General features: G+C 47.5%; 24 protein-coding genes. 11 read left to right on the top strand and 13 right to left on the bottom strand.

The window, feature by feature from the left end; all coding sequences use genetic code 11:
• The first annotated feature begins 19 nt into the window (after window positions 1–19).
• Genes polA through BLU87_RS03445 form a run of 3 tightly spaced genes read left to right on the top strand, consistent with a single transcriptional unit; the run spans window position 20 to window position 5966 of the window.
• Window positions 20–2701: a DNA polymerase I gene (gene polA / locus BLU87_RS03455; RefSeq protein ID WP_092344769.1), complete on the top strand. Its 2682-nt coding sequence runs from the start codon at window positions 20–22 to the stop codon at window positions 2699–2701.
• 25 nt (window positions 2702–2726) lie between these two features.
• Window positions 2727–5234, top strand: a complete 2508-nt coding sequence (locus BLU87_RS03450) for a glycogen/starch/alpha-glucan phosphorylase (protein WP_092344767.1) — start codon at window positions 2727–2729, stop codon at window positions 5232–5234.
• Between the two features lie 45 nt (window positions 5235–5279).
• Window positions 5280–5966, top strand: coding sequence for a DUF4126 domain-containing protein (locus tag BLU87_RS03445; RefSeq protein WP_092344765.1), 687 nt, complete (start codon window positions 5280–5282; stop codon window positions 5964–5966).
• A 78-nt stretch (window positions 5967–6044) separates the two neighbouring features.
• Here the strand turns inward: BLU87_RS03445 and BLU87_RS03440 are convergent, their stop codons facing one another.
• From BLU87_RS03440 to BLU87_RS03395, 10 genes are all read right to left on the bottom strand, one after another.
• Window positions 6045–6266, bottom strand: coding sequence for a GSU3473 family protein (locus BLU87_RS03440; RefSeq protein ID WP_092344763.1), 222 nt, complete (start codon window positions 6264–6266; stop codon window positions 6045–6047).
• A 240-nt stretch (window positions 6267–6506) separates the two neighbouring features.
• Window positions 6507–7436: a UDP-3-O-acyl-N-acetylglucosamine deacetylase gene (gene lpxC, locus BLU87_RS03435; RefSeq protein ID WP_092344761.1), complete on the bottom strand. Its 930-nt coding sequence runs from the start codon at window positions 7434–7436 to the stop codon at window positions 6507–6509.
• Between the two features lie 189 nt (window positions 7437–7625).
• Window positions 7626–9314 (bottom strand): ABC1 kinase family protein, encoded by a 1689-nt coding sequence (locus BLU87_RS03430; RefSeq protein ID WP_092344759.1) that lies wholly within the window; start codon window positions 9312–9314, stop codon window positions 7626–7628.
• 16 nt (window positions 9315–9330) lie between these two features.
• Window positions 9331–9636, bottom strand: a complete 306-nt coding sequence (locus BLU87_RS03425; protein WP_092344757.1) for a phasin family protein — start codon at window positions 9634–9636, stop codon at window positions 9331–9333.
• A 175-nt stretch (window positions 9637–9811) separates the two neighbouring features.
• The gene (locus tag BLU87_RS03420) at window positions 9812–12121 is read right to left on the bottom strand and encodes a hypothetical protein (RefSeq protein ID WP_092344755.1); all 2310 of its coding nucleotides are present in this window, start codon (window positions 12119–12121) and stop codon (window positions 9812–9814) included.
• A gap of 12 nt (window positions 12122–12133) precedes the next feature.
• On the bottom strand, window positions 12134–13162 hold the full coding sequence (ruvB, locus tag BLU87_RS03415; RefSeq protein WP_092344753.1) for a Holliday junction branch migration DNA helicase RuvB: 1029 nt from the start codon (window positions 13160–13162) through the stop codon (window positions 12134–12136).
• Window positions 13163–13174: 12 nt separating this feature from the next.
• Window positions 13175–13774 carry a Holliday junction branch migration protein RuvA gene (gene ruvA, locus BLU87_RS03410; protein WP_092344751.1) on the bottom strand — a complete coding sequence of 200 codons (600 nt, stop codon included), beginning with the start codon at window positions 13772–13774 and terminating at the stop codon, window positions 13175–13177.
• Entirely contained in the window at window positions 13771–14289 is a 519-nt protein-coding gene (gene ruvC / locus BLU87_RS03405; RefSeq protein WP_092344750.1) for a crossover junction endodeoxyribonuclease RuvC, read from the bottom strand. The genes ruvA and ruvC overlap by 4 nt, the downstream gene beginning before the upstream one ends.
• Before the next feature lie 12 nt (window positions 14290–14301).
• Window positions 14302–15048: a YebC/PmpR family DNA-binding transcriptional regulator gene (locus tag BLU87_RS03400; protein ID WP_092344748.1), complete on the bottom strand. Its 747-nt coding sequence runs from the start codon at window positions 15046–15048 to the stop codon at window positions 14302–14304.
• 96 nt (window positions 15049–15144) lie between these two features.
• Window positions 15145–15951 carry a cytidylate kinase family protein gene (locus BLU87_RS03395; RefSeq protein WP_092344746.1) on the bottom strand — a complete coding sequence of 269 codons (807 nt, stop codon included), beginning with the start codon at window positions 15949–15951 and terminating at the stop codon, window positions 15145–15147.
• 183 nt (window positions 15952–16134) lie between these two features.
• Between BLU87_RS03395 and BLU87_RS03390 the strand changes: the two genes are divergently transcribed.
• Window positions 16135–17307, top strand: a complete 1173-nt coding sequence (locus BLU87_RS03390) for a class I SAM-dependent methyltransferase (RefSeq protein ID WP_245706358.1) — start codon at window positions 16135–16137, stop codon at window positions 17305–17307.
• Window positions 17308–17391: 84 nt separating this feature from the next.
• Window positions 17392–17616, top strand: coding sequence for a NifU family protein (locus tag BLU87_RS03385; protein WP_092344744.1), 225 nt, complete (start codon window positions 17392–17394; stop codon window positions 17614–17616).
• 75 nt (window positions 17617–17691) lie between these two features.
• On the opposite strand, the gene BLU87_RS03380 is transcribed toward BLU87_RS03385, so the two are convergent.
• From BLU87_RS03380 to BLU87_RS03370, 3 genes are read right to left on the bottom strand one after another with little or no spacing between them, the layout of a single operon-like run.
• On the bottom strand, window positions 17692–18210 hold the full coding sequence (locus tag BLU87_RS03380; RefSeq protein ID WP_092344742.1) for a YcxB family protein: 519 nt from the start codon (window positions 18208–18210) through the stop codon (window positions 17692–17694).
• Between the two features lie 19 nt (window positions 18211–18229).
• Window positions 18230–19396, bottom strand: a complete 1167-nt coding sequence (locus BLU87_RS03375) for a DUF362 domain-containing protein (RefSeq protein ID WP_245706357.1) — start codon at window positions 19394–19396, stop codon at window positions 18230–18232.
• Window positions 19397–19420: 24 nt separating this feature from the next.
• A complete protein-coding gene (locus tag BLU87_RS03370) occupies window positions 19421–20278 on the bottom strand; it encodes an esterase/lipase family protein (RefSeq protein WP_092344740.1) in 858 nt (285 codons plus the stop codon).
• 97 nt (window positions 20279–20375) lie between these two features.
• Here BLU87_RS03370 and xerA point away from each other — a divergent pair, with 97 nt between their 5' ends.
• From xerA to BLU87_RS03340, 6 genes are all read left to right on the top strand, one after another.
• Window positions 20376–21332: a site-specific tyrosine recombinase/integron integrase gene (gene xerA / locus BLU87_RS03365; RefSeq protein WP_342743646.1), complete on the top strand. Its 957-nt coding sequence runs from the start codon at window positions 20376–20378 to the stop codon at window positions 21330–21332.
• Between the two features lie 93 nt (window positions 21333–21425).
• Window positions 21426–22028, top strand: a complete 603-nt coding sequence (locus tag BLU87_RS03360; RefSeq protein WP_092344736.1) for a peroxiredoxin — start codon at window positions 21426–21428, stop codon at window positions 22026–22028.
• Window positions 22029–22299: 271 nt separating this feature from the next.
• Window positions 22300–23130 carry a type IV pilus biogenesis protein PilM gene (locus tag BLU87_RS03355; protein WP_092344734.1) on the top strand — a complete coding sequence of 277 codons (831 nt, stop codon included), beginning with the start codon at window positions 22300–22302 and terminating at the stop codon, window positions 23128–23130.
• Window positions 23130–23735 carry a PilN domain-containing protein gene (locus BLU87_RS03350; RefSeq protein ID WP_092344732.1) on the top strand — a complete coding sequence of 202 codons (606 nt, stop codon included), beginning with the start codon at window positions 23130–23132 and terminating at the stop codon, window positions 23733–23735. Before BLU87_RS03355 ends, BLU87_RS03350 begins: the two co-directional genes overlap by 1 nt.
• Window positions 23732–24394: a type II secretion system protein GspM gene (gspM, locus tag BLU87_RS03345; protein ID WP_092344730.1), complete on the top strand. Its 663-nt coding sequence runs from the start codon at window positions 23732–23734 to the stop codon at window positions 24392–24394. The genes BLU87_RS03350 and gspM overlap by 4 nt, the downstream gene beginning before the upstream one ends.
• A gap of 1 nt (window position 24395) precedes the next feature.
• Window positions 24396–24782 (top strand): hypothetical protein, encoded by a 387-nt coding sequence (locus BLU87_RS03340; RefSeq protein WP_092344728.1) that lies wholly within the window; start codon window positions 24396–24398, stop codon window positions 24780–24782.
• Window positions 24783–24784 lie beyond the last annotated feature (2 nt).

The raw sequence follows: 24784 nt of genomic DNA, 5'->3' as shown, positions 1-24784 counted from the left end.
GAAAAGAGAAAGGTTAAACATGTCGGCAAAAAATGAACGGGTCTACTTAATTGACGGCTCTTCCTATATTTATCGAGCTTATTACGCTATCCGCCACCTGTCAAATTCCAAGGGGGAGGCAACTAATGCTGTTTATGGTTTTACCAATATGCTTCTCACTTTGCTGCGTGAGGAAAAGCCGGATCGGGTGGCAGTCATCTTTGATGCCAAGGGGCCGACGTTTCGTAAAGAGCTTTATCCCGCTTATAAGGCGAATCGTTCTGCAATGCCAGAGGATCTGGTACCGCAAGTGTCGCTGATCAAGGACGTCGTGCGGGCGTTTAATCTCCCCGGGCTGGAACTTTCTGGCTACGAGGCTGATGATATTATTGCCACTTTGGCGAAACGCTATGCTGATCAAGGATTTGATATTACCGTGGTGACCGGCGATAAAGATCTGATGCAGATTGTTGGTGAGCGGGTGCGCTTGCTGGACACGATGAAAGGGAAGGTTTCCGGCCGGGCTGAAGTGATCGACCGTTTCGGTGTCCCGCCTGAGCAGGTGCTGGAAATTCTTGGCTTGGCGGGAGATAGTTCGGATAACATCCCGGGCGTTCCGGGGATCGGTGAGAAGACGGCCTGTAGCTTGATTCAGGAGTTTGGGTCGATTGAGAACCTGCTCGCTAATATTGATCAGGTCAAAGGCAAAAAACGGCAGGAGAACTTACGTGAGTTTGCTGATCAGGCGAGACTCTCCAGGACCTTGGCTGACCTGATTTATGATCTGGAGATTGCCATCAGTATCGATGATTTGAAGTTGGTCGAACCTGACCTTGATGCCTTGACGACCTTATTCAAGCAGCTTGAGTTTCCCAAGTTGTTGCAACAATTCTCCTGCCAGCCGCTGCAAGACTCAGCCGCTGGGGATTATCAGGTTGTGCTGACGTCAGCAGAGTTGTCCGATATGGTTGCACAGCTAAAAAAAGCGGGACGTTTTGCCATTGATACCGAAACGACAAGTTTGGTCGCGGTTCAGGCAGATCTGGTTGGTCTGTCATTCTCATATCAAGCGAATCATGGCTGGTACGTCCCGGTTGGCCACCGTTATCTCGGAGCTCCACAGCAGCTTGCACAAGAGGTTGTACTGGAGGCATTGCGGCCATTGCTGGAAAATCCAACTTACAAAAAAATCGGTCAGAACATTAAATATGATGCTCTGGTGCTTCGCAATGCGGGAATTGCGTTGCAAGGTGTCGAGATTGATACGATGGTGCTTTCTTATATCACCCATCCCGAATCCAAATCTCACGGCCTTGATGCTTTAGCCGCTGAGCAATTGAATCATCGTATGATCCCCTATACGGAAATGACCGGCAGCGGGAAAAAACAGATCTGTTTTAGTGAAGTCGAAGTCGAAAAGGCTGTCCGCTATGCCACTGAAGATGCTGACATCACATGGCAATTAGCTGAAAAGCTGTTGCCTCAACTGTCGTCCGGGATGGCGCAAAAACTTTTTTATGACGTCGAAATGCCGTTGGTCGATGTGTTAACGCGGATCGAGTGGTGCGGTATCCGGATTGATGCCGATTTTCTTGGCACCCTCTCAGAGCAGATGCGTAAAAAGTTGGAGATTCTTGAAGGGGAGATCCATGCTTTGGCCGGTGGACCGTTTAATATTAATTCTCCCAAGCAACTCGGCGAGGTCCTGTTTGAAAAACTTGGTCTGCCAAAAGGGAAGAAGACGAAGACGGGCTGGTCAACCAATGTTGATGTCCTGACGAGTCTGGCTGCGGAACATGACATCGCTGCAAAAATCCTTGATTATCGCTCTGTCAGTAAGTTGAAGAGTACCTATACGGATGCGCTGCCAAAGTTGATTAATCCGGCGACAGGGCGACTGCATACCTCTTTTAATCAAGCGGTGACCGCAACAGGCCGGCTCTCATCCAGCGATCCGAATCTGCAGAATATTCCTATCCGCACGGCTGAAGGGCGGCGCATCCGTGAAGCGTTTATTCCTGCAGAGGGTTGGGTCCTGTTGGCTGCCGATTATTCTCAGGTAGAATTGCGGGTGTTGGCACAAATGGCGGATGTCCCCGCCTTAAAAGAGAGTTTTCTCGCCGGGGAAGATATCCATAAAAGAACCGCAAGCGAGATCTTCAATGTCTTCCCGGAAATGGTCACAGCGGAAATGCGGCGACAGGCAAAAACGATAAATTTTGGTGTGCTTTACGGTATGGGGGCGTTCAGCCTGGCGAAAGACTTGGGGATCGGTCGTGCGGAAGCGCAACAGTTTATCGACCATTATTTTGAGCGTTACCCTGCAATTTTACAGTTTTTGGAGGAGAAGAAAGCCGAGGCGCGTGAGCATCAATATGTCACCACGCTCCTGGGACGACGATGTGCTATCCCTGAAATCGCCAGTAAGAATGGTGCTGTGAGAAGTTATGCTGAGCGCAATGCGATTAATTATCCGATCCAGGGGAGTGCCGCCGATATCATTAAGGTGGCGATGGTGAATATTGACCGGCGTCTTTGTGCCGAGCAGTTGCAAGCGCGAATGTTACTGCAGGTTCATGATGAACTGGTGTTTGAAGTTCCACAGGCTGAGCTTGAGAAAGTCAGAGAATTGATTAGAATAGAGATGGAAACGGCTGTCCCCATGGATGTGCCGTTAAAAGTCGATATCGGAATTGGAACAAATTGGGCCGAAGCCCACTAAAATATTTCCATAAAAGGTACTTCTCATGAATGATACACGTTTCAGGAAATCTTCTTCATGCCCCGATCTAACCGAAGTTCCCCCTTTGGGATTAGATTCCCGGTCGTTGGAAGCTGACTTTCGTCATTACTATACTAATACCCTTGGCCGTGATCGCAATTGCCGCTTAACCCACTATGCTTATGAAGCGTTAGCGCTGGTGATCCGTGATCGTTTGATGGAGCGCTGGACGCACACCCGTTACGCCTATGAAGACAGCGACTGTAAGCGTACCCACTACCTCTCGTTAGAATTTTTGATGGGGAGGACCTTGGGCAATGCGGTGCTGAACCTCGGTCTTGGAGAAGAGTTGACCAAAACCTTATCCGACGTTTGTCTGGAAATGGAAGAACTGGTTGAGATAGAACCCGATGCCGGGCTGGGCAATGGTGGTTTAGGTCGTCTAGCGGCCTGTTTTCTGGACAGTTGCGCCACCTTGCAGTTGCCGGTTCTGGGTTATGGCATCCGTTATGAGTATGGCATGTTTCGGCAACATATCGTTGATGGTTACCAGGTGGAGGAGCCTGATCATTGGCTGGCAACAGATAATTGCTGGGAGATCAAACGTCCTGAGTATCGACAGCGGATTAAATTTAACGGCAACAGTGAGACCTATATCGATGCGACAGGGAAGAAGCGGGTGCGTTGGGTGAATACGCGGGATGTTTTCGCTATCCCTTACGATGTTCCTGTTCCGGGTTATCATAATGGTACCGTGAATCCGCTGCGCTTATGGAAAGCAGCGGCAACGGATGAATTTGACCTGGAAGAATTTAATTCCGGTGATTATACCGGTTCGGTGGCGGCAAAGAATGAAGCAGAGAAGATCACCATGGTTCTGTATCCCAACGATTCCAGTGAGAATGGCAAGGAATTGCGTTTGCGGCAACAGTACTTTCTTGCTTCAGCGAGCTTGCAAGATGTGCTCGATAAATGGATTGTGACGAAAGGGACGAATCTGGAGCAATTTGCTGAAAAAAACTGCTTTCAGCTGAATGACACTCACCCTAGTTGCGCTGTTGCTGAACTGATGCGTCTGCTCATGGATGATCAAGGTTTGGACTGGACTGCCGCTTGGGAGATAACCCACGCGACGATGGCTTATACCAATCACACCTTACTGCCAGAAGCCTTGGAAAAATGGCCAGTAGCTCTTTTCCAGCAACTGTTGCCACGGTTGCTGGAAATTATCTATGAAATTAATGCCCGTTTTTTGATGCAGGTTGCTGAACGCTGGCCAGGAGATATCGAAAGACAACGGCGCATGTCTTTGATTGAGGAGGGCCCAGAGCCCCAGGTGCGCATGGCTTATTTAGCCATTGTCGGCAGCTTTTCGGTCAATGGTGTTGCTGAATTACACTCCCAGCTATTGCGCGAAGGGTTGTTCCGTGATTTTTACGACATGTGGCCGGAAAAATTTAATAATAAAACCAACGGAGTCACCCAGAGACGGTGGCTGGCATATGCCAATCCGAAGTTGAGTCGTTTGATCAGCGATCATATCGGTTCTGGTTGGACGACCGATCTCGACCAGCTCCATCGTTTAAAGCCATTGGCTGAAGATCTTGCCTTCCAGCAGCAGTGGCAGCAGGTCAGACATCACAACAAGCAGCGTTTGGCTGATTTGGTCAGAGAAGATTGTGGGGTTGATTTTCATCCTCAATCTCTGTTTGATGTCCATGTGAAGCGGATCCACGAGTATAAACGCCAGTTGCTTAATATCCTCCATGTTATCCATCTGTATGACCGGATTAAGCGTGGTGATATCGAAAATTGGACTCCCCGCTGTGTTTTGTTTGGCGGCAAGGCTGCGCCGGGCTATGTGATGGCCAAGTTAATCATTAAGTTGATCAATAACGTCGCGACGCTAGTGAATAATGATGCCTCTGTTGGCCAGCGTCTCAAAGTTGCTTTCCTCCCCAATTACCGCGTTTCCGCAATGGAGGTGATCTGTTCGGGGACGGATTTGTCAGAACAGATTTCCACCGCAGGGAAAGAGGCGTCCGGGACTGGCAATATGAAGTTTATGCTCAATGGTGCGATCACTATCGGCACCTTCGATGGGGCCAATATTGAGATTCGGGAAGAGACGGGTGCCGATAATTTCTTTTTGTTCGGTTTGACCGCACAAGAAGCAGAGGAGGCGCGAAAAAATTATAACCCTGATGCGGTTATTGCTGCCAATAATGATTTGACGCGAGTGATGCAGTTGTTACAAAGTGGCCACTTTAACCAGTTTGAAAGTGGTATATTTGATCCTATTATCGAAGCGATTCGAAGCCCGAACGACCCATGGCTGGTTGCTGCAGATTTTTCTGAATACGTCGTTGCACAACAGCAGGCTGCACTGGCTTATCAGGATCAGTCACGGTGGGTGCGTATGAGCATTCTTAATACGGCTGCTGCAGGGAAATTTTCTACAGATCGCACGATGCGGGAATATAATGAGCAAATCTGGAAGTTACCACAGGTTCCTGCACATCCGGTTTGCTAGTTCCGAGGGCGATAATCTGCTGCTAGGGGTTGTAGAAGGAAAAATATGGAACAATTAGATCCAATCGTCTCGATTATTGCTTTGAGTATGGGGGTGGCATGGGCCAGTGGTATCAATCTCTATGCTGCGATTCTGGTGCTGGGCCTGCTCGGAAGTAATGGTCATATGGTTCTCCCTCCCGACCTGGAGATTCTTGCAAACCCGCTAGTTTTGTTGGCTGCAGGGTTCATGTATTTGCTTGAATTTTTCGCCGATAAGGTGCCGGGAATCGATACTTCATGGGATACCTTACATACCTTTATTCGTATCCCCGCCGGTGCGGTTATGGCTGCTGCTGCGGTTGGTGATGTTGATCCGGTTATCTCTTTAGCTGTCGCCATTGTTGGTGGCGGTCTGGCCGCAAGCACTCACGCCACCAAGACCGGTTCGAGGGTGTTAATCAATACTTCGCCAGAACCTGTGACCAACTGGATTGCCTCTGTTTCCGAGGACGTAATCGTCGTTGCCGGGCTCTGGACAGCGTTCAACTATCCTTGGTTGTTTCTGTTGCTGTTGATTGGTTTTGTTCTTCTGATGATCTGGTTGTTGCCTAAAATTGTGCGTGGTGTGAAGTGGGTATTTGTTGCGATCAAGAATTTGCTGACTGGAAAACCACAGCAACAACCCTTATCTGCCGAATTGGATATCGCTGACACTTTTCAACCGTTACCAGAAGAGAATTCTGAACCCTGATTCTCTTTGGTTGTTCAGATTGCGCTAAGTGTGGAGGATGGGATCAGGATCATTTGTTCTGGTCTTTAAGTATGCCGATCAAATCCCCATAGCCGTGGGGAATTCAGCATGGTTGTCCGTGCGTCTGTCTTTCCCGCAATATTCGTGGGTTCGATTCGATCGGATTGGATCCTCTATGACATTGACCCAGTGATCACTCCGCCTGAACTCTTGAACTTCCCCAAAGTGAAGCAGGATATCCAGAAATTTTTGTTCGACTGTATCTTCCCTACCGTTTTTATAGACGACCTGGATCTTCAAAGTTAAATCTCCCCTGAAATTCCCCTATGGGTCTTAGAACCGTAAAGTTTATTTTGGGCAGAATAGCGTATCAGGGTTTGTTTCGTAAAGGATCTTTTAGGATGTGGATGTGTAAATGGGAGTAGAAATGGATTGCCAACATCACCCTCATCGAACAGCTGTTCTCAAGGTGATGTTGGCAAAAAAGAAACTTAGCAGAAGGCTCTTGGCCCTGTTCCTGGTACCGATATTGGGGAGTTTTTAGGCTTTGTTCCAGGCTAAGTCGATAGCAAAAGAACTCTCTTTTGAGCGCTGTGCTTCCCTGATCGCCTGTTCACTAAATTCTACATAAGCCCAGTGACTCGGATTTTCTTCAATGGTTTTGACCATCTTTGCATTCAGGTCGTGGCCGGCTTTAAATGCTTTGATATGGCCTAAAAGGGGCGCCCCAAGGAGGCTGAAGTCACCAAAAGAATCAAGGATTTTATGGCGGACAAATTCATTTGGGAAGCGTAGTCCTTCGGGGTTCATGACGCCATTGTTGTCAATAACAACAGCATTCTCTAGTGAGCCCCCACGTGCCAAACCATTCGCCTTGAGGTACTCGACTTCGTGAAGAAATCCAAAAGTTCTTGCTGAAGCAATGTCTTTACAAAAAGTTTCAGTTGTAAATTTCATGCTGTGGTGTTGGACTGAAATCGCTGGATGGTCAAAAGCGATATCAAATGAGATCCTGAAAAAACGGGAAGGGATTATGGAGATCCGTTTTTCACCCTCAATGATTTCAAGAGGCTTGCGGATAGCGACAAATTTACGGCTACGATTGAGTGATTTGATCTCTGCCTGTTGAATTTCCCGGACAAAAGGTGCTGCACTGCCATCCAATACTGGAACTTCCGGCCCATCAATATCGATGTGAAGGTTGTCAATCCCAAAGGCAGCTAAAGCGGCCATGAAATGTTCGATGGTTGAGATCGTCATCCCTTGACGACCTATAACTGTTGCCATGCGGGTATCGACAACGTTTTCAGAGCAGGCTTTGATATCGACCGTCTGTTCACCATCAGTGCGATGAAAAATAATCCCAGTATTCGCAGCTGCTGGACGCATTCTCAGGTTGATTCGTGCGCCACTATGGAGTCCGATACCAGAAATTGTGGTTGGTTTTTTGATGGTACGTTGTAAAATCATTTCTCTATCCATTCTCGACATTGAGCAAAGTTGTCTATGAGCATATGCAAAACTCTTGCCATGTTTTTTGGCCCTTGTAAGTTGCTGTATTTACTGCGGATGGTTTTCAGTGCGGGGAAATGAGAGTCTTAAATCTGAGGCTTTTTTAAACTTTGTATCTGTTCCTGTGTCGGAGTAGACACAGTTAATCTACATGCGTCCTGATCGCAAAATGGCGATTGCAAGTCCAAAGCCAAGGAATCCTGCGACAGAGTATCCCAACAACCCTAAGATCGGGAAGCCAAATAACATAGGGCCTTTGTCAATCTGCATGATCAGGGAGGAACCAATGATGAGGGCAGCGATAACCATGCTGAATGAGATGCGGTTGGTGGATTTATCCAGGTCGTTGGCGAGCCTTTCAATGCCACGGTGCTCCAGATCAATCTTGAACTTGTTATGGTTGACCCGATTAATAAACTCTTTGATATCTTTGGGCAGGCTCTTGCCTAGGGCTTGGTACGATTGGAGGATCTGTGTTGTCTCTTTGGTGATGTTGTGAGGAGAATAACGCTCTTTGATGATTTGTTCGGCGAATGGTTTGAGCTGTTCAACCATATTGAAATCTGGATCCAGTTGTTTTCCTATCCCTTCCATTACAAACAAAGCACGGGATAATAGCATCAAATTTGACGGAAACTTAATGTGATATTCAGTCAGGATATCGACAAAGTGGATAAGAAGTTTACCAATCTTCAGGTCCTGCAGAAGGATGTCGTAATAGTCATCAATAAACTCATTCAGATCCCTTTTCAAATTCTTCAGGTTGCTCTCATCGTGAACCTCTCCCGAGTAGATGAGTTGACGAATCAGCCGGTCAACGTCACGACGTAAAACACATAAGAGTAATTCAGTCAGGTGGAGCTTTAAATCATCATCAAGCCGTCCCACCATGCCGAAATCAAAAATGCAGATAACATTTCCTGGTAAGACATGGAGGTTTCCTGGATGGGGGTCGGCGTGAAACAGTCCATGGATAAAGACCTGCTTCAAGAAATTGTCTGCACCGTTCTTGGCAATGACTTTGGGGTCGAGCCCAGCGGCTTTTAGTTTCTCTTGTTCGGAAATTTTTATTCCGGAGATATATTCCAGAGTGAGGACTGTTTGCCCAGTGTAATCCCAGAACACTTTAGGAATATGGATGGTCTCATCTTCTTGAAAATTTGCCGAAAATCGATCCGTCGTCCGCCCTTCACGGGAAAAATCAAGCTCTCGGTGAATGGTGCGACGGAACTCCTTGACCAGACCAATGGGATCGTATAAATCACCGCCAGGCAGGTGTTTTTCAATCAGGTAAGCTAACCCCATCATGATATCTATATCTGTCTCGATGACCGGTTCAATCCCGGGTCTGCGGATTTTACAGACGATCTGTTCTCCTGTTTTCAAGGTGCCCCGGTGCACCTGGGCGATACTTGCTGTCGCCAGCGGCTTATCATCAAAAAACTGAAATAACTCTTCGACAGGATAACCCAGTTCACGATGAATTTGCGCCATGATCTGGTCTGCCGGTACCGCAGGGAGATGATCCTGCAGCTTTTGCAGCTCTTCAAGGACATCAAGTTGAACAATGTCGGAGCGACTTGAGAGGAGTTGCCCTAGCTTGATAAAGGTCGGACCCAGTTCTTCCAATGCTAATCTGAAACGGGCTGCTTGGGTGAGACGCTCTAATTCGCGAGATGCCGTCCCGAGAGAAACAATCCGTTTACCCAGTTGCAGGTAATAATCAATATTGAGCTGCTCAACGATATGTCCAAATCCATACTTGATGAGAATCCCAAGCACTTGTCGATATCGTTTGAGTGAACGTAGATTCCGGTTGATCCGATTAAATGGCAAGGTGCAATCCTGTGGGTTACTTGGTCTGGGCCTTAAGTTGTTTCTCCAACTGCTCCACTTTATGCTGTAGCTTGGTAAATTCTGCTGTCGTCACGACCCCCATATGTTCGCACGCTTTTTTGACTTCGACTTGGGCCATCTCTTCGAGCTTTTGTTGATTGTCCTTGGCTGCTCCCCGCAGTTTTTCAAGGAGGGTTTTTCCTTCCTCTTCAGAGAGGTTCATCCTTTTTTTGAGGTCTTCGATCAGCTCTTCAGCTTTTTTCTGGGTAAGCGCTACAGCACCGATTCCGGTTAATAGAGTTTTTTCAACAATCTCAAGCATTGCGGCCTCCTGTTGCAAAGGGATGGAAATCAATAAATTTAGTGGGATTATAACAGCTTCTTGAGGCAGTTCAAACGGACAAAGAAAACTATTTAAGTATAATGCCGCACAGGTGGAGGCTATTTATCCAGGAACAGTGTTGTTTGTTGCTTGGCTTGTATTTTTATCGGGGTGTTTATGGGTTGCGAAACCATGAAGGGTCAGGAAGGTTGAGTTGTCCCCAGACACTTTTAATACATTTGCGAGCTGATTTAAAATCTTTGATTTGACTGTAGCAAAGGTTATTGAGGTAGACGTACAGCGTTTCCAAATCTTTAAGGTAGTGTTGGAGTAGTTGTTCCAGCTGCTGCCGACCATCAGGGAGGTCGATCTCTGTTTTGCCTGCCTCGGCACAGAGGAGGAGTATCTGTTTCAGTTCATCTCCGTATCCTGAAATGATCTGACCGTCAGCATCTTGCAACTCAAATCCCCCAAGTAAGCTGCTTTTGACCACCAACGGAGGATGGATTGTATAGTGGCAAATGACAGGCTGATCAAGGAAGTAGAGGTATTGTGCCGGGAAATTGGGAATCCCATGGACCGACAGCTGTTGAGCGATCGTCTCTTGGATATTATTCTTTGAATGATCCTCAGGAATAAATGTTCTGGGAGCCTTGCTGACTTTAGGGCGGTCGATTGTTTCTATGGTTGGGCAGGCGAGTATATTGGCAAGAAAAGAGTCTAGAGAGGCGGGCTTTTCTGCTGCCGGGTTCCTCTTGTCAAAGCGTGCGAGTTCTTTTAACAGCAAGGGCTCTGGGTACGGAAGCGATGAATCTAGCGTCTGGGAACCGTTTTTATCCTCTATAGAGGTTCCTGAGAGCAGGGCGTACATCCATTTGTAGAGACGGCTTTGCCGGTAAAGGTCTTCGCCCGGTTGTTGATTGTTGCTGACCTTGTCGCTGTCGGGCCAGATGAGTTCATTCCCCAAAAGATTGTAGACTGTTGATGGCAAGTTAAGGGCGATCAACAGTTGTCTCTTAAAACGAATGGGATCCTCGACGAAATGGATCTCTCTGGCTTCGCCGTTGATCTTGAGGGAGACGACATCAAGAGTTGATTTATCTCGATAAATGTCGAGTTTGAGACAGTTGTTGTTGAGAAGCTGTATTTGCTGAAAACTGTAGTTTTCACATAATAGAATCCACGCAAGTTCGTTTCTTGGATTGTTTAATAGAGCGTCAGGGACCTCCAAGACCAGCTGTTGTCTTGAATGGCAAACGCCTAAAAGATGAATCAGTTCCCAGGGCCAAAAGGGTTGTCCCGCCTTGATTTTTAAATGGCGGTTTGGCCAGGCTGATCGTAAAGCGGTGGTGTATTTACGTCGGTCGAAGTTGGTAATTATGTGTTGATTCAACAGGCGGGCATAAACCTGTTGTTGCGGAAGATTGTCGCGATGGAGATCAAACAGGTTTCCGCATATCATTCTCTTTGGAGGCAGGTCGTTGATTTCAGTCAGCAATGCTGAAATCGCCAGCAAAGACGGTGAACTTGAGAGTAAAGTATTTGCTGTGGAGTTCAGAACCGGTACGTCGGGATAAAGATACACCGCTGCCGTTTCCTCCTCTCTGGTTTTCCCTTGAAACCAGTGCGCGGCCAGGCAACGGATGCTCTCTTTCGCTTTCTCAGGGTCTTGAATCCATGCGAGTTGTCGCAGACGCAGAAGTAAATGGTGGAAGAAAACTGCTGATTCCAGAGGGAGCGGAGGGGTATTTGGCGTTGCTTTAAGATTGAGAGCCTGTCTTAGCGATTCAGGAAGATCAGGCAATGACAGTTCAATGGTCTGCTCTATTTTTTCCGGCAGAATTGACCCTGGGCATTTGTTAGACCAAATGAGGGCAATTAGCTTTAGTAATATCAGTCTGTTGGCTTCATTGGCGCTGAAGTCTGTATCTTCTGCAGGAACCTCATCTGTTTCAGAGCGTTGACTCCTATGGGCCTCCGTGAGAGGAGGGAGTGCTTGTTCTAAGGTGATCAGAAATAAATTATTGAAATAATGGGGGGCAAGGTCTTTTGCCGGAATCGCTCCGAGAATGGCAAGAAGTTTTAGGGTCTCAAGCACCTCAGCGAGTAAAAGTCGAAAAGTTTCAGGTTGATCTGGGTTGGTCAGAGGGAAATTCTGCTGCTCCACCGTTTCATTTGCTTCAACCTTCCAAATTCTGACGCACTTAGCTTCCCAGGTGATGAAGTGGCATAAACCCAGAGCTGTCGCACAACTACGGCCAACTTGGAGCTCAGCGTCCAGATTGTTGTCAGGCAATAACAAGACACCTCCTGCCATCATGCTTTGCCGATTAATCCAGAAGATCAGTGGGGGGGATTTTATCCCTTCAGCCGTATCAATTTCCGGATAAGTATCAACCCGCCGAAACGGTGTTCGGCCATGTTCGATAATGGTCTCAGTCCAGGCGGCAAGTTGATGAGCAAATTGTTGGAGATGTCCATTCATTGAGAATCTATCTTACGAACCGAAGAGAGGGCCTGTTCCCTCTGTTGATGTCGGGATGCGTTGGAAATGGCGAAAGCAGCTTTCAGTCACAACGCGCCCCCGCGGTGTCCGGTTTAAAAAACCTTGTTGGATCAGATAAGGTTCGATCACATCTTCGATGGTATCCCGTTCCTCGCCGATGGCTGCAGCCAGAGTGTCGAGACCGACTGGACCACCGGAAAACTTATCAATAATTGTCAGCAACAACAGGCAGTCCATGTAATCAAAGCCTTGATTGTCAACCTCCAGCCGTTTTAAGGAGTGGTCTGCTAATTCACGGGTGATGATTCCATCCCCTTCAATTTCAGCAAAATCACGAACGCGTCGTAACAGGCGGTTAACGATCCTTGGGGTTCCCCGACTGCGACGGGCGATTTCACTAGCGCCCTCTTCGTCAATCTGGATTTTGAGAATATTTGCGCTGCGTTTAACGATCGTTGTGAGTTCTTCCCGGGAATAAAATTCCAACCGACTGATGACCCCGAAACGGTCCCGTAATGGTGAAGACAGGAGTCCGGCACGGGTTGTTGCACCAACTAGAGTGAACCTGGGGATATCCAGTTTGATGGTTCTTGCGGAAGGGCCCTGACCAATCATGATGTCAAGTTGATAGTCTTCCATCGCCGGATAGAGGATCTCTTCGACAACTGGAGAGAGGCGGTGGATTTCATCAATAAAAAGGACGTCTCCTTCTTCCAGATTGGTCAGAACTGCGGCTAGATCCCCGGTTTTTTCGATGACGGGACCAGAGGTGCTTTTGATGTTGACGCCCATCTCCTGAGCAATAATATTCGCAAGAGTGGTTTTCCCGAGCCCCGGAGGGCCAAAAAACAGGACATGGTCAAGGGCTTCATGACGATTACGCGCGGCATCAATAAAGACTTTCAGATTGCGTTTCGCTTTGCTTTGCCCCACATATTCTTGCAGCGATTTTGGCCGCAGCCCGACCTCATAATTATTTTCGTCGGGTTGCTCCTCAGCTGTAATCAGGCGTTCGCTCATTGCTGGCTCCAGCTACTTCATCAGGTTTTGCAGTGCCGCTTTCAGAATATCCTCTAGGGGAGATCCCGGCGGTAACCGTAGAGTATTTAGCGCACGTTTTGCTAATGTTTCTTTATAGCCCAGATTGACCAGAGCTGATAAGGCATCTTGTTGGTCATCTTCTGGTTTTGCTTTGTTGTTGTCGCGTGGAGGAATGGTTGCGTTGAGAGCATAGGCTGTCGCTTTGTCCTGAAGTTCAAGGATTAACCGTTCTGCACTCTTTTTTCCGATTCCGGGGATGGCCGTTAAGCGGGGAATATCACCTTCACTAAGCGCTAGGGCCAACTCTTCTGGGGCAATATGCGAGAGAGTTGTAATGGCCAGTTTCGGACCTACTCCAGAAACCGAAATCAGCAGGACAAAAAGATCCTTTTCAACGCGACTGGAAAAACCGAACAGGTAAATGGCGTCTTCCTTGACGTGGGTGTGGACCTGTAGTTGCACGTTGCCCTCTTCTGGAAGGGCATAAAACGTTGAAAGAGGGATCTGCAGTCGATAGCCAACTCCTGCGACGTCGACAATAATCTGTTCAGGGCTGCGGTAGGCGAGTTTACCAGTTAGCAGAGCAATCATGTCGATAGTTTCCGATTCTTTTTCATGGTCTGAGTAACCTGTTGACTGAGGTGGTGGCTGTGGGCATGGCAGATAGCAACGGCCAGTGCATCGGCGGCATCTTCCTGGGCTATTTCAGGTAAGTTGAGCAACATCTTGGTCATCTGCTGGACTTGATTTTTTCCTGCTCTGCCATAGCCAACCACAGCACTCTTAACCTGGAGTGCCGAATACTCAGCAACCGGCAGGTCCGCGTTGATTCCAGCAAGGAGTGCAATCCCACGGGCATGGCCAAGTTTTAACGCTGAAGCGGGGTTGCGGGCCATGAACACCTGTTCAACCGCAACGGCTTCGGGCTGGTATTTCCCAATCAGGATACAGAGTTCTTTGTAAATGCGTTGCAGGCGTACCGCCAGAGGATCTTGACTCTGGGTGAAGATTGCCCCATTGTCCAGATGAATCAGCCGGTTTCCTTGTTGTTCGATGAAACCGTAGCCGGTCGCTTTGCTGCCAGGATCAATCCCTAAAATACGCATATTGTTGTTACTTTACCCCATGATTCTTTCCATCTCTGCATCAGAAATATCGAAGTTGGTATAGACATTCTGCACGTCATCATTATCTTCCAATACGTCAATCATTTTCATTAACGATTCTGCCTGTTTACCTTCAATGGGGGTTAATGTTTGCGGGATCATTGTCACTTCGGCCGATTCATACTTGAGGTCGTGTTTTTCCAAGTCGTTCTGAACGGCTTCGAACTCAGTGGGATCGGTGATGACTTCAATCATGCCGTCTTCTTCTTTAACGTCTTCTGCTCCAGCTTCCAGAGCCACTTCGAAAATTTTATCAAAATCATTTTCGCCAGAGAAGATGATTTGTCCTTTACGGTCAAACATGAAAGCGACTGAACCGCTCACCCCTAAACTGCCACCATATTTATTGAAGGCATGACGCACGTCAGCGACCGTTCGGGTCCGATTGTCAGTCATGAATTCGACAATGACAGCGATACCACCGGGGCCGTATCCTTCAAAGACGCCCTCTTCGTAGGTGACGCCATCAAGGTCTCCGGTCCCTTTTTTGATGCCGCGATCGATATTATCTTTCGGCATATTGGCCTGTTTTGCTTTGTCGACAGCCAATCTGAGGCGGGCATTAGCCTCTAAGTCTGCCCCCCCTATCCTTGCTGCAATAGTGACCTCTTTGATGAGTTTTGTGAAAATTTTTCCTCGCTTGGCGTCCTGAGCGCCTTTGCGGTGTTTGATGTTGGCCCATTTACTATGTCCAGACATTGGAAATACTCCTTGATATGTTAAGTGAAACAAAACGCCGGCAATGCCGGCGTTTCTTTGGTTGTGAGAGCAGAACTTGACAGTCCTTGGACGAAGTTAATAACTGACTATTTTTAGTTGATCGGTCACTCCCGTGACCCCAGTTACACTTGTTGCGTCACTTATAACGGCTTGTCGTTCGGCTTCGCTGTATACATGACCCGATAAGGTGACATGGCAATCAGTGACATCAATATTAAACCAGATGTCTTTGATCCGATCATCATCCAAACGGGCAATTTGAATCTTCTTCTGGATTATCAGGTCTTGAATTTTTGATTTGCATTGATGGGCCTTCGCAATGAAGGAAGGATCCGATGCCGCTTCGGTGATTAATTTTACGGCAGTTTCATTGGTGATTCTGATTGTATTGATAACCATGTCGTATTCAATCGGATTTTCCCAATTACGATCAAAGTAGTATTTAATGAAACCAGCACGTTGTTGATCACTTTTTCGCACCAAAGAACGAGCCAGGTCGGGGTCGATCCATTCGCGTTGCGCCCAGCGTTCAACTCTCTCTTCAAAAGGAGCAATGACCCGCACACGAAGGATGCTGGAAATTTCGGGGAGAAGGTCTTGCCCGCCACGTCCGTAAATAAGGACATCACCTTTGAGCGCCTGTTCCAGGACAATCAACTGGATCCGATTCATGTTCAGTTCGATCTGTCGATCCAGCTTTTCGACAAATGCTGGTGGTTTTTCATCAATTTGTTGTAGGGCTTCTTGAGAAAGATCGTAGTTCTTAGCAGCATCACGGATGACATCGCCGTCAACCAGAGTATAGCCAAGCTCTTTTGCAACTTGGTGAACAATCGGTATACCGCCGCTACCCATTTCGCGGGAAATAGTAATGATTGCCATAAAAACTTTCTCCAATATGAAATTTGTCGGTTGAATATCTTCGAATCATCAGCTTTGTGCAGCGCCTGATAATGGCATGAATCATCTTCAAGTTCAAGTATTTGTAATGGTTTTATCTCTTGTCTTTGGCTGAGGTGATGGCTATAATCCCGCTTTTTAAATTTGCGCGATCGTGGGGTTCCTGTGACTGAAGAGCAAAATTCAAAGCTAATGCTGCACTTGCAACAGCGGATCGCTGCGTCTGCGGCGTCTGCAATCCCCTTTGCTGAGTTCATGGAGCAAGCTCTCTATCACCCTGATTACGGTTATTACACCGCAGAACGGACCCGGATTGGCAAGCGGGGTGATTTTTTCACCTCATCAAGTGTCCATTCTGGCTTTGGCCGATTGATTGCCCGTCAGGTGGAGCAGATGTGGCAGATTTTGGGGCAGGGACCTTTTGTTATCGCTGAGCCAGGAGCGGGAGAGGGGCATCTGTGTCTGGATATTTTGGATGCTTTGGCACAAGAATCCCCAGAATTATATGCTCAGCTTGAATACCGGATCATCGAAATCAGCCAGGATAACCGTCAACGACAAAGACAGACTTTGGAGACACATTTTCAGGCAGGGCGGGTTGCGTGGTGTGAACTGGAGGACCTCCAGGGGATGCAAGGGTGTATTATCAGCAATGAGTTGATCGATGCTTTTCCGGTTCATCTGATTGAAAAGCATGCGGAGGGATTGCGGGAAGTTTATGTCGTCAATGGTGAAAATGGCTTTACCGAAGAGCTGCGGCCTGTTTCTAGTCATCTGATTGCTCAATATTTTCAGCAAATTGGGATCGAACCTGCGCTCGGAAACCGTTGTGAAGTTAATTTGGCGGCCGCTGACTGGATGCGCCGTGTCGCGACGACTCTTGGACGAGGATTTGTCTTAACAATTGATTATGGTTACCTTGCCGAAGAGCTTTATGCGCCATATCGACACGCTGGAACCCTTCTTTGTTATTATCAGCATCAAACCAATGAAAACCCCTATCAGCGCGTTGGGTTTCAAGATATCACCGCTCATGTCGACTTTACCACTTTGCAGTCTATCGGTCGTCAATGTGGCTTGGACGTTCTCTATTTTGGTCAACAATATCAATTTTTGCTGGGGCTGGGTTTTTTGGAGATGCTCATGGAGATGGAGAGTCGCGAGACAGATCCTCAGAAAGCTCTGGCGTTACGGATGAATTTAAAAACCCTCATTCTTCCAGAAGGGGGGATGGGTGAAACCTTCAAGGTGCTTATCCAGGGGAAGGATGTCGCCGCTCCAGAGCTTCTCTGTGCACGGCGCATTCAAGATATCACAATGCCATCCCGACCATTTTGAAAGGTGCAATAACAGCCCTTGCAAAATAGTTAAAATAGCCGCTATACTTAACCAATAAACTCGTGATTAACGGAGGAAAATCTGATGAAAGAACGTGTGATAGAAGTTTTGGACCTGATTCGCCCAGCATTGCAAGCTGACGGGGGCGACGTTGAGCTGATTGATGTTTCAGACGAAGGGACTGTCAGTGTCCGCCTAACAGGCGCTTGTGGCTCTTGTCCAATGTCAACCATGACCCTGAAAATGGGAATTGAGCGCAACTTGATGGAGCAGATACCTGAAGTAAAAGAAGTCGTTCAGGTACGTTAAATCTGTTTGCATGCGATAGTCTGACAGAAGGGCTCACAAAAGTTTGGTGAGCCCTTCTGGTTTCTGAGGACAGGCTTATTTTGTCGCTAAGTTCTGTACTTTGTTCTGCGTGAGAATGTTGACGATCTCGTGTTTTTCCGTCACTGAGATAGTTTCGTCGGGGATGAAGAGGACAGTCGCTTTTTTCAAGTAAAGTAACAATCCCGGCGCTGCATCACGATAGCCATAAAAGCTGTCCCAGCGAAACTCAAAGTCCAAACCTTGTTCAACACCGGTTATTTTCTCTGTATCGATTGTATAGTCAACTTCTCCGGAGGTTTGCGGGTTGTTATGCCCTTTCTTCACCGCCTTCTTCACTGCCCTGTTGACCAGGTAGCGTTTGGCAAAGACACAGTACAGACCAAAGGCTATCATCCCCAACGCCAAGATGTTGTTCTCAAAAAATCCCAGCAAGCCGCAGACACCAAGAATCCAACTGCAGGTTCCATAGATGAAGCGCAATTTAAACTTTTTATCAGCGGCATAATACACATCATAAAACTTGCGCCATAGGGCTTCGTTGAGTTCATAGTGGACATTGATTTTCTGACTCATTGGCAAAGATCCTTGGTTGTTAGTGGTGCTTTTTCCTGTTGATCATGTTGAGTAGCCGTAACAACATCCCCTGCTTTGTTTTCAGTGCCCCATGGGGGCAGAGTTCCTGACAACAGAAACAACGGATACACAAGTCGTAGTCAATTTGTAATTGATTATGCTCTATTTTCATCGCGTCTGCCGGGCAGTGAGTCACACAATCATTACAGAGTCTGCAAAGATTATGGTCCGCAACCGGGCGCGCAGTCAGGGTCTTTTTGAGATAATGTTCCAATCCCCCTTTAAGGCCAAAATTAACATCTGTCATTTTTGCCGGGTGAAAGTGGTGCACCCTAAGCTCTTGTATGGCGTCCCCACAGAGTTCTAACTGGTGTATGTCTGTGTAGGGTCGTCCGGTTTCGATCGCCTGTTGTTGAGTCCAGACCTGATGCGCTTGCATGCCAACCAGTTCGGTTGCCGTTGTGTCCACCGCCTGGGGGTGGCTGCCTGCCAGCAACGCTCCAATATTAACCGGGTCGCCACTGCCAGGACCTGCCCCTTCCATCCCGACAACAGCATCAACAATCGTGAGTGTCGGAGCCAACGCTTCGCAGAGTTCTAATATCATCAGGGCAAAGAAAGCCTTGTCCGTCCCTGCCTGGAGGTGGAGGCGGGGTTTACGCAGGCCAACCACAGCGCCAAACATATTTTTGACTCCGCAGGTTAGTCCCATCATCTGGTGCGTTTTCAGTTTTGGCACGTTGATGATGACATCCGCATCGAGAATCTCTTGAGCGACTTCAAATTGCTGAAAAGTTCCACCCGTCGGATGAATTGTGACCGAGGTTTCAAAGGGTGTAAAGCGACACCCTGATTCTTTTACCACGGCAAGGATCCCACTCTTTCGCGCTACACTTTCGGGGCTGCCGATGCCGGGAGAATCTCCCAGAGCTACATCGCCACCCGCTTTTTGGGCTAAGTTGATGACGGCACGGACAATTTCAGGGTGGGTTGTGACCGCTTTGTCTGGAGACTTTCCCGATAGCAGGTTGGGTTTGATGAGGACCTTATCCCCAGGCTTCACAAAAGCAGACATCCCTCCCAGTGGTTGTAACAGGGCTTCCATTGCCGCGAGAGTCTCATCCGGATTATAGGAACTGAGTTGCTTTAAAGAGACTCTGGCGTCATTGGGGGCCGTTTGCGTCAAGAGGGTGAATCCTTTGCAGTCAATTTAGGTGGCGGGTTCGATATCTCTTTTGAGGGCAGCTATGGTGGCAGTTATAGGGGCTTTACGGTAAATCAACGAGGTGTGTCCCATATTCTTAAGTTCTACAGGTTCCCCCCAGGGGAGATGGTTGTTTGCGTTGGGGAGAACCATGTTGTCTTTATTGGTATAGATGTTGGTAACCTTGGTCTTCTCCGGCTTTGGTGCATTGTTGAGTCGCTGTAAAAAGTCGGAATCCGGGATCAGCAGCTTGCCGAGCGGGTCGAGTGAAAATGTCGCCAGTTTGGAGCCATAATGTGGCGATCCGAGGCAAATCAGTTTTTCGACTTTGTCTTGACCGCCGCGAAGTTGCACATAATTACGGGCAATGATCCCCCCCATGGAGTGGCCAACCAGATGGATTTTATTGACGCCCAGCTGATGTCTTAGTTCATCCACCCTTTTTGCTAAGAGTTCGGTCAGGGCTTCTTCACTGTGCCACGAGGACAGGTTCATCGTGGTAACATTCTGAATGCCTTGTTGTCTTAGCTGCCATCTGAACCATAACCAGCAGGATTGATTGACAAATAATCCATGCAGTAACAACACTGGAGTTTGACCTCGGTGCAGGGTTTGGTTTTTGTTCCGGAATAAACCCACAGGGATTGCTGCAATGGTGATAAAATCGAAAAAAACTTCGGGGATGATCAGTCTGATGACGCGTTGCAGGTTCCTCCAGCTAAATCGTTTTTTTGCCAAACCGGTGTTGCTATTGGAAACTTCATACCAATAGATACAGTAGGTGAGAAGAACAGTGAACAGGTCAAATATTAATAATCCCAAAATTGCTATAATGAATAGAGAAAATAGCAGGGATGTGATCATATGATGACTTCTCCAGAGGGACAAAATTTATGTCAGCGTCCAAGAAGGCTCACTCCTTGCCTGACTCGCATTGCGGCTTTAAGTATGTCATGCTGATGTGGTGTCGTCAATTGCTAGTGCATTTCAGGTTTTCGTAGCGAAGTGGGATTTATGTGTGGAAGAGCATTTAAAGAAATTTAAACAACACCTGATTGTTGAACGTAACCTCGCCTCAAGAACAGTGGAGGCGTATATGCGTGATCTCGGTCAATTCCAGAGCTTTCTGCAGAAATCTGAAGATCCACAGAATCCATTAGGCTGTTTGGAGCGGGTGGATCGCTTGTTGATGCGACAATACCTTGCCCATCTGCAAAAGACCTGTGTTCGAACCAGTCTTGCCCGAAAATTGTCAGCAATCAAAGTGTTTTTTCGCTATCTCAAGCGCGAGGGAGTGCTGGCTGAGTCTGCCGTTGATTCCTTGTCGTCTCCAAAACGGCAACAGTACCTGCCAAAAGTGTTGAGTGCTGAGCAGGTCGGTCAGCTGCTTGACGTTTCTCCAGACGGGCAACGCCTATTGGTGTTACGAGATTTGGCGATTTTGGAACTCACCTATTCTTGTGGTCTGCGGGTTGGAGAGTTGACTGCCCTTGATTATGACTCTGTTGACCTTGATAATCATCAAGTTCGGGTCCTCGGCAAAGGGGGAAAGGAACGAATTTTGCCCATTGGCCGGCAGGCTCTTATGGCGTTACAACATTATTTTAACGAACGGGGACGTATCAATCCAGATGCTCCTCTGTTTCTTAACCACCGCGGAGGGCGTCTCACGCCTCGCAGCGTTCAGCGTAATTTAAAGAAACGTCTGCGGCAGTTTGGTTTGCCGACGGATGTGACTCCCCATGCGTTACGCCATTCATTTGCTACTCATTTGCTTGATGCGGGCGCAGATCTGCGAGTCATTCAGGAGTTGTTGGGGCACGTCTCTTTGTCAACCACGCAAAAATACACCAAAGTCAGTTTTACCCATCTGAGTGATGTTTATGATCAGTGTCATCCCCGTAGCCGCAAGAAATAACTAAAGTAGTAATAATTACTTGACAGGTTATCTTTAGTTGCTAAAATACCCACGCAACAACTTTTAAACAATAAAAATTAAAGGAGTTCGAGAATGAGTGTACTGGTTGGAAAAGAAGCCCCGCAAGTCAATGCCCCTGCAGTGATGGCTGATGGCACTATGAATGACAATTTTAGTCTGTCTGATTATCAAGGGAAATATATTGTTCTGTTTTTTTACCCCCTTGATTTCACCTTTGTGTGTCCAACTGAACTTATCGCTTTTAGTCACCGGATTGCAGAATTTGAGGCGCGGAATGTTCAGGTTGTCGGTTGTTCCATCGATTCTCAGTTTACTCATGCTGCATGGCGTAACACCCCGATTGACGATGGTGGCATTGGTGCTGTCAAATATCCGTTGGTTGCCGATGTGAAGCATCAGATCTGTCGTGATTATGATGTGGAGTTTGAGCCTGATGGAGTTGCTTTGCGTGGTTCTTTCCTGATTGATAAAGAGGGGATCGTCCGCCATCAAGTGGTCAATGACCTGCCACTGGGGCGGAATATTGATGAAATGCTGCGGATGGTTGATGCGGTACAATTCCATGAACAGTACGGCGAGGTCTGTCCCGCAGGGTGGAACAAAGGCGATAAAGGGATGGTTGCAGACGGTGATGGTGTCTCTTCTTATCTGGCAGAACAGGCGAGCAAGCTTTAAAGAAATAAAAAACTACAGTTACCAAGTAGTTATAACTATTGTTTTAGAAAAAAGACAGCTTTGGCTGTCTTTTTTTTGTTGATAATTGTTTGATAATGATGTTTAATTTGCCAAAACATTAGTAATTACAAAAAAATCATTTTAAGGAGGCTTCACTCTGGGACTTTTTAAAGGGAAAAAGCGAAAGACTGATGTCTGTGTTTGTGTCTCTTCAGAGTCCGACGGCCTCTCCTTTGCCAGTGTTAAGAGAGATAAGGCCGGGCGAGCGACTTTGCAGCAGGCCAGTTTTTATTCCTCCTCTGTTTCTGCAGATCGTCAGCATTATTTGGAGCAGCAAGTTCGCGAAACAGACCTGAAAAAATCTCCCGCTGTTATCATCCTCCCTGCCGATTCCTACCAACTTATGCAAGTCGATGTCGCTGAAATCCCCAAAGCTGAACAGCGCGATGCTGTACGCTGGAAAATAAGTGAGCGCCTTGATTATCCAGCGGCAGATGCTGTTATCGATCTGTTTGAGGTTGAACCCTTCAGTAGTGAAAAGAAACCTGCCCTCTATGCTGTATCGGCACAGCAACAAATATTACGTCAATGGCTTGCAATATCCAAACAGAGCGGGTTGGCCATTTCTGCGATCGACATCCCTGAGTTTTCTTTGCGGAATATCTGTGAATTATTTACTGAGGATGAGCGTGGTTTGGCAGTTCTATTGTTGTTGAAGCATAACGGCGTATTGGTGATTGTCCGTGACGGCACCCTTTATTTAGTGCGTTGGCTCAGCATTGGTATGGATGATTTATTGGCCGTTTCGAAGCAGGATGATGAAGCATTGGCAGAGCAGATAGACTCCATTGTTTTGGAGATTCAGCGCTCTTTCGATTATTGCGAGAGTAATTTTCACCTGCCGTTGGTGTCCCGTCTACTGGTCGCGCAAACGCAGAACGAGATCCCCGAAGTTGTCCACTCTCTGAATGAATATTTGAGTGTAAATGTTGAGGCTTTCAGCTTCGAAAATATCTTGGAGGTTCCTGAAGGTAGCCAACAGATCGAACTTAATCGATGCCTTTTCGCAATTGGTGGCGCTTTGCGGCAGGAGAATAATTAATGCGGCAGCAGATTAACCTCTATCAGGATATCTTGATTGATCGACCGGAGCCCTTTCGCAGCCGTCAGGTCAGTGTCCTGTTGATTCTCTTTGTTGTCTGTCTGGGATTAATTGGGCTGTATTGTTATTGGCAGGTGAATCAACTCGATGAGCGCATTGATGGTTTGCGGCAGCAGCAACAAGACCTTGCTCAACAGGTCGCAGAACTGGAAGAACAATACCCTGTGCGGAAGCCGGATGTTCTCCTCGCTGCAAAAATTAGGAGCGTTGAGGGATCAATTCTCGGTCAACGGCAAGCCTTGGCTTATTTTTCAGAGCAGGATCAGCAGCAAAATAAAAATATTCTTGCCTCGCTCGAAGGATTAGCCCGTTATCCCCAAAAAGGTCTTTGGTTGCGCCGGGTCAGCCTGTTGCAGGCGGGGCGGGAGGTGCAACTCTCAGGGAGTGCATTGACGGCTGAAAAAGTGCCAGAGTATCTCCATCTTCTCGGGGAAAAAAATATTTTTGCTGGACAGGTGTTCTCTCATCTGCAACTGAAGAGGATACAAGATCGGGGGCATCTGATCGACTTTGAGCTTGATTCTGTGAAGGGGAGGGCGCGATGACAACACAGACCTCTTTTTCTTTATTGCAGTGGTATGACCACCGCCCCCAACGGGAGCGTGTTGCTTTGTTGGTCGCTGCTGTTGTCCTCCTCATGTTTCTATTCAATCTGTTAATATTGTCGCCATTTTCGCAGCAGAAAGAAGCGGCACAGCGGATCCAGAATAAATTGACCATGGATTTGGCCGAGCTGAAAAACCGTAAAGGTGAAATTCTGGGGCGGGTCGATCATGACCCAGACCAACAAAATTTGCTCCGACTCGATGTTCTGGAGCAGGAAGCCACAAGGCTTCAGCAACAACTTAAAAATAATATTGTCAATCTTGTTGCACCGCAAGAAATGCCGGGATTATTAAAAGATCTGCTGACCCAGCAGAAAAAATTACAACTGTTGAGTTTGGAAAATCTGGCTCCAGAATTATTGGAACTGAACGAGCAGGGGGCTGAAGCTGTCGAAACGCCAACCCTCTACCGGCACCGATTGCAGCTTGAATTTTCTGGTGATTATTTAACTCTGTTGAAATATTTACACCAGCTTGAAGAATTGCCGCGCTCTATGGTCTGGGAAGAGGTGGAAGTCATATCAGAAGACTATCCACAAGCCACAGTCCGCTTGCAAGTTTATACTCTGAGTTTAACGGAGGGCTGGATTGGTGGCTAGAGTGAATAGAGTCCTGTTGATACTAGTCCTGTTAAGTTTTTCCGGCGGCAGTTTTACCGTATTGGCAGACCAGTTTGTTGACCCGATGCGACCCGTCGACTATGAGGTGCAGGCCAGTAAACTTCCCGCCACCAAGGGGGCGGTTCAAGCGCAGACGCGAGACTGGCAATTGACCGCGGTGCTGACCTCTCAAGACCGTGCAATTGCAGTGATCAACGGGGAATCACTGCAAGTCGGTGAACGGCTAGAGGGTTATGAACTAGTGCAGATTCATGCGGATCGGGTGACTTTAAAAAATAAGCAGGGACAACTTGTGCTGCGCCGGGCTGGAACAGGTTTGAAGAAGGTGTTAATCAACAAGGGGACCGGAAAAGGGAGCAAACTGTGAAA

Origin of the sequence: Desulfuromusa kysingii (assembly GCF_900107645.1) — a bacterium.
GTDB classification, from domain to species: Bacteria; Desulfobacterota; Desulfuromonadia; order Desulfuromonadales; family Geopsychrobacteraceae; genus Desulfuromusa; species Desulfuromusa kysingii.
Note: the sequence above shows the minus strand (reverse complement) of the source record. Positions and strands in the feature narration are given on the sequence as shown.

Excerpts from the sequence above, each read along its gene's own strand:
- polA (WP_092344769.1), top strand. The coding sequence starts at position 20 with ATGTCGGCAAAAAATGAACGGGTCTACTTAATTGACGGCTCTTCCTAT.
- BLU87_RS03450 (WP_092344767.1), top strand. The coding sequence starts at position 2,727 with ATGAATGATACACGTTTCAGGAAATCTTCTTCATGCCCCGATCTAACC.
- BLU87_RS03445 (WP_092344765.1), top strand. The coding sequence starts at position 5,280 with ATGGAACAATTAGATCCAATCGTCTCGATTATTGCTTTGAGTATGGGG.
- lpxC (WP_092344761.1), bottom strand. The coding sequence starts at position 7,436 with ATGATTTTACAACGTACCATCAAAAAACCAACCACAATTTCTGGTATC.
- BLU87_RS03425 (WP_092344757.1), bottom strand. The coding sequence starts at position 9,636 with ATGCTTGAGATTGTTGAAAAAACTCTATTAACCGGAATCGGTGCTGTA.
- BLU87_RS03420 (WP_092344755.1), bottom strand. The coding sequence starts at position 12,121 with ATGAATGGACATCTCCAACAATTTGCTCATCAACTTGCCGCCTGGACT.
- ruvB (WP_092344753.1), bottom strand. The coding sequence starts at position 13,162 with ATGAGCGAACGCCTGATTACAGCTGAGGAGCAACCCGACGAAAATAAT.
- ruvA (WP_092344751.1), bottom strand. The coding sequence starts at position 13,774 with ATGATTGCTCTGCTAACTGGTAAACTCGCCTACCGCAGCCCTGAACAG.
- ruvC (WP_092344750.1), bottom strand. The coding sequence starts at position 14,289 with ATGCGTATTTTAGGGATTGATCCTGGCAGCAAAGCGACCGGCTACGGT.
- BLU87_RS03400 (WP_092344748.1), bottom strand. The coding sequence starts at position 15,048 with ATGTCTGGACATAGTAAATGGGCCAACATCAAACACCGCAAAGGCGCT.
- BLU87_RS03395 (WP_092344746.1), bottom strand. The coding sequence starts at position 15,951 with ATGGCAATCATTACTATTTCCCGCGAAATGGGTAGCGGCGGTATACCG.
- BLU87_RS03385 (WP_092344744.1), top strand. The coding sequence starts at position 17,392 with ATGAAAGAACGTGTGATAGAAGTTTTGGACCTGATTCGCCCAGCATTG.
- BLU87_RS03380 (WP_092344742.1), bottom strand. The coding sequence starts at position 18,210 with ATGAGTCAGAAAATCAATGTCCACTATGAACTCAACGAAGCCCTATGG.
- BLU87_RS03370 (WP_092344740.1), bottom strand. The coding sequence starts at position 20,278 with ATGATCACATCCCTGCTATTTTCTCTATTCATTATAGCAATTTTGGGA.
- BLU87_RS03360 (WP_092344736.1), top strand. The coding sequence starts at position 21,426 with ATGAGTGTACTGGTTGGAAAAGAAGCCCCGCAAGTCAATGCCCCTGCA.
- BLU87_RS03350 (WP_092344732.1), top strand. The coding sequence starts at position 23,130 with ATGCGGCAGCAGATTAACCTCTATCAGGATATCTTGATTGATCGACCG.
- gspM (WP_092344730.1), top strand. The coding sequence starts at position 23,732 with ATGACAACACAGACCTCTTTTTCTTTATTGCAGTGGTATGACCACCGC.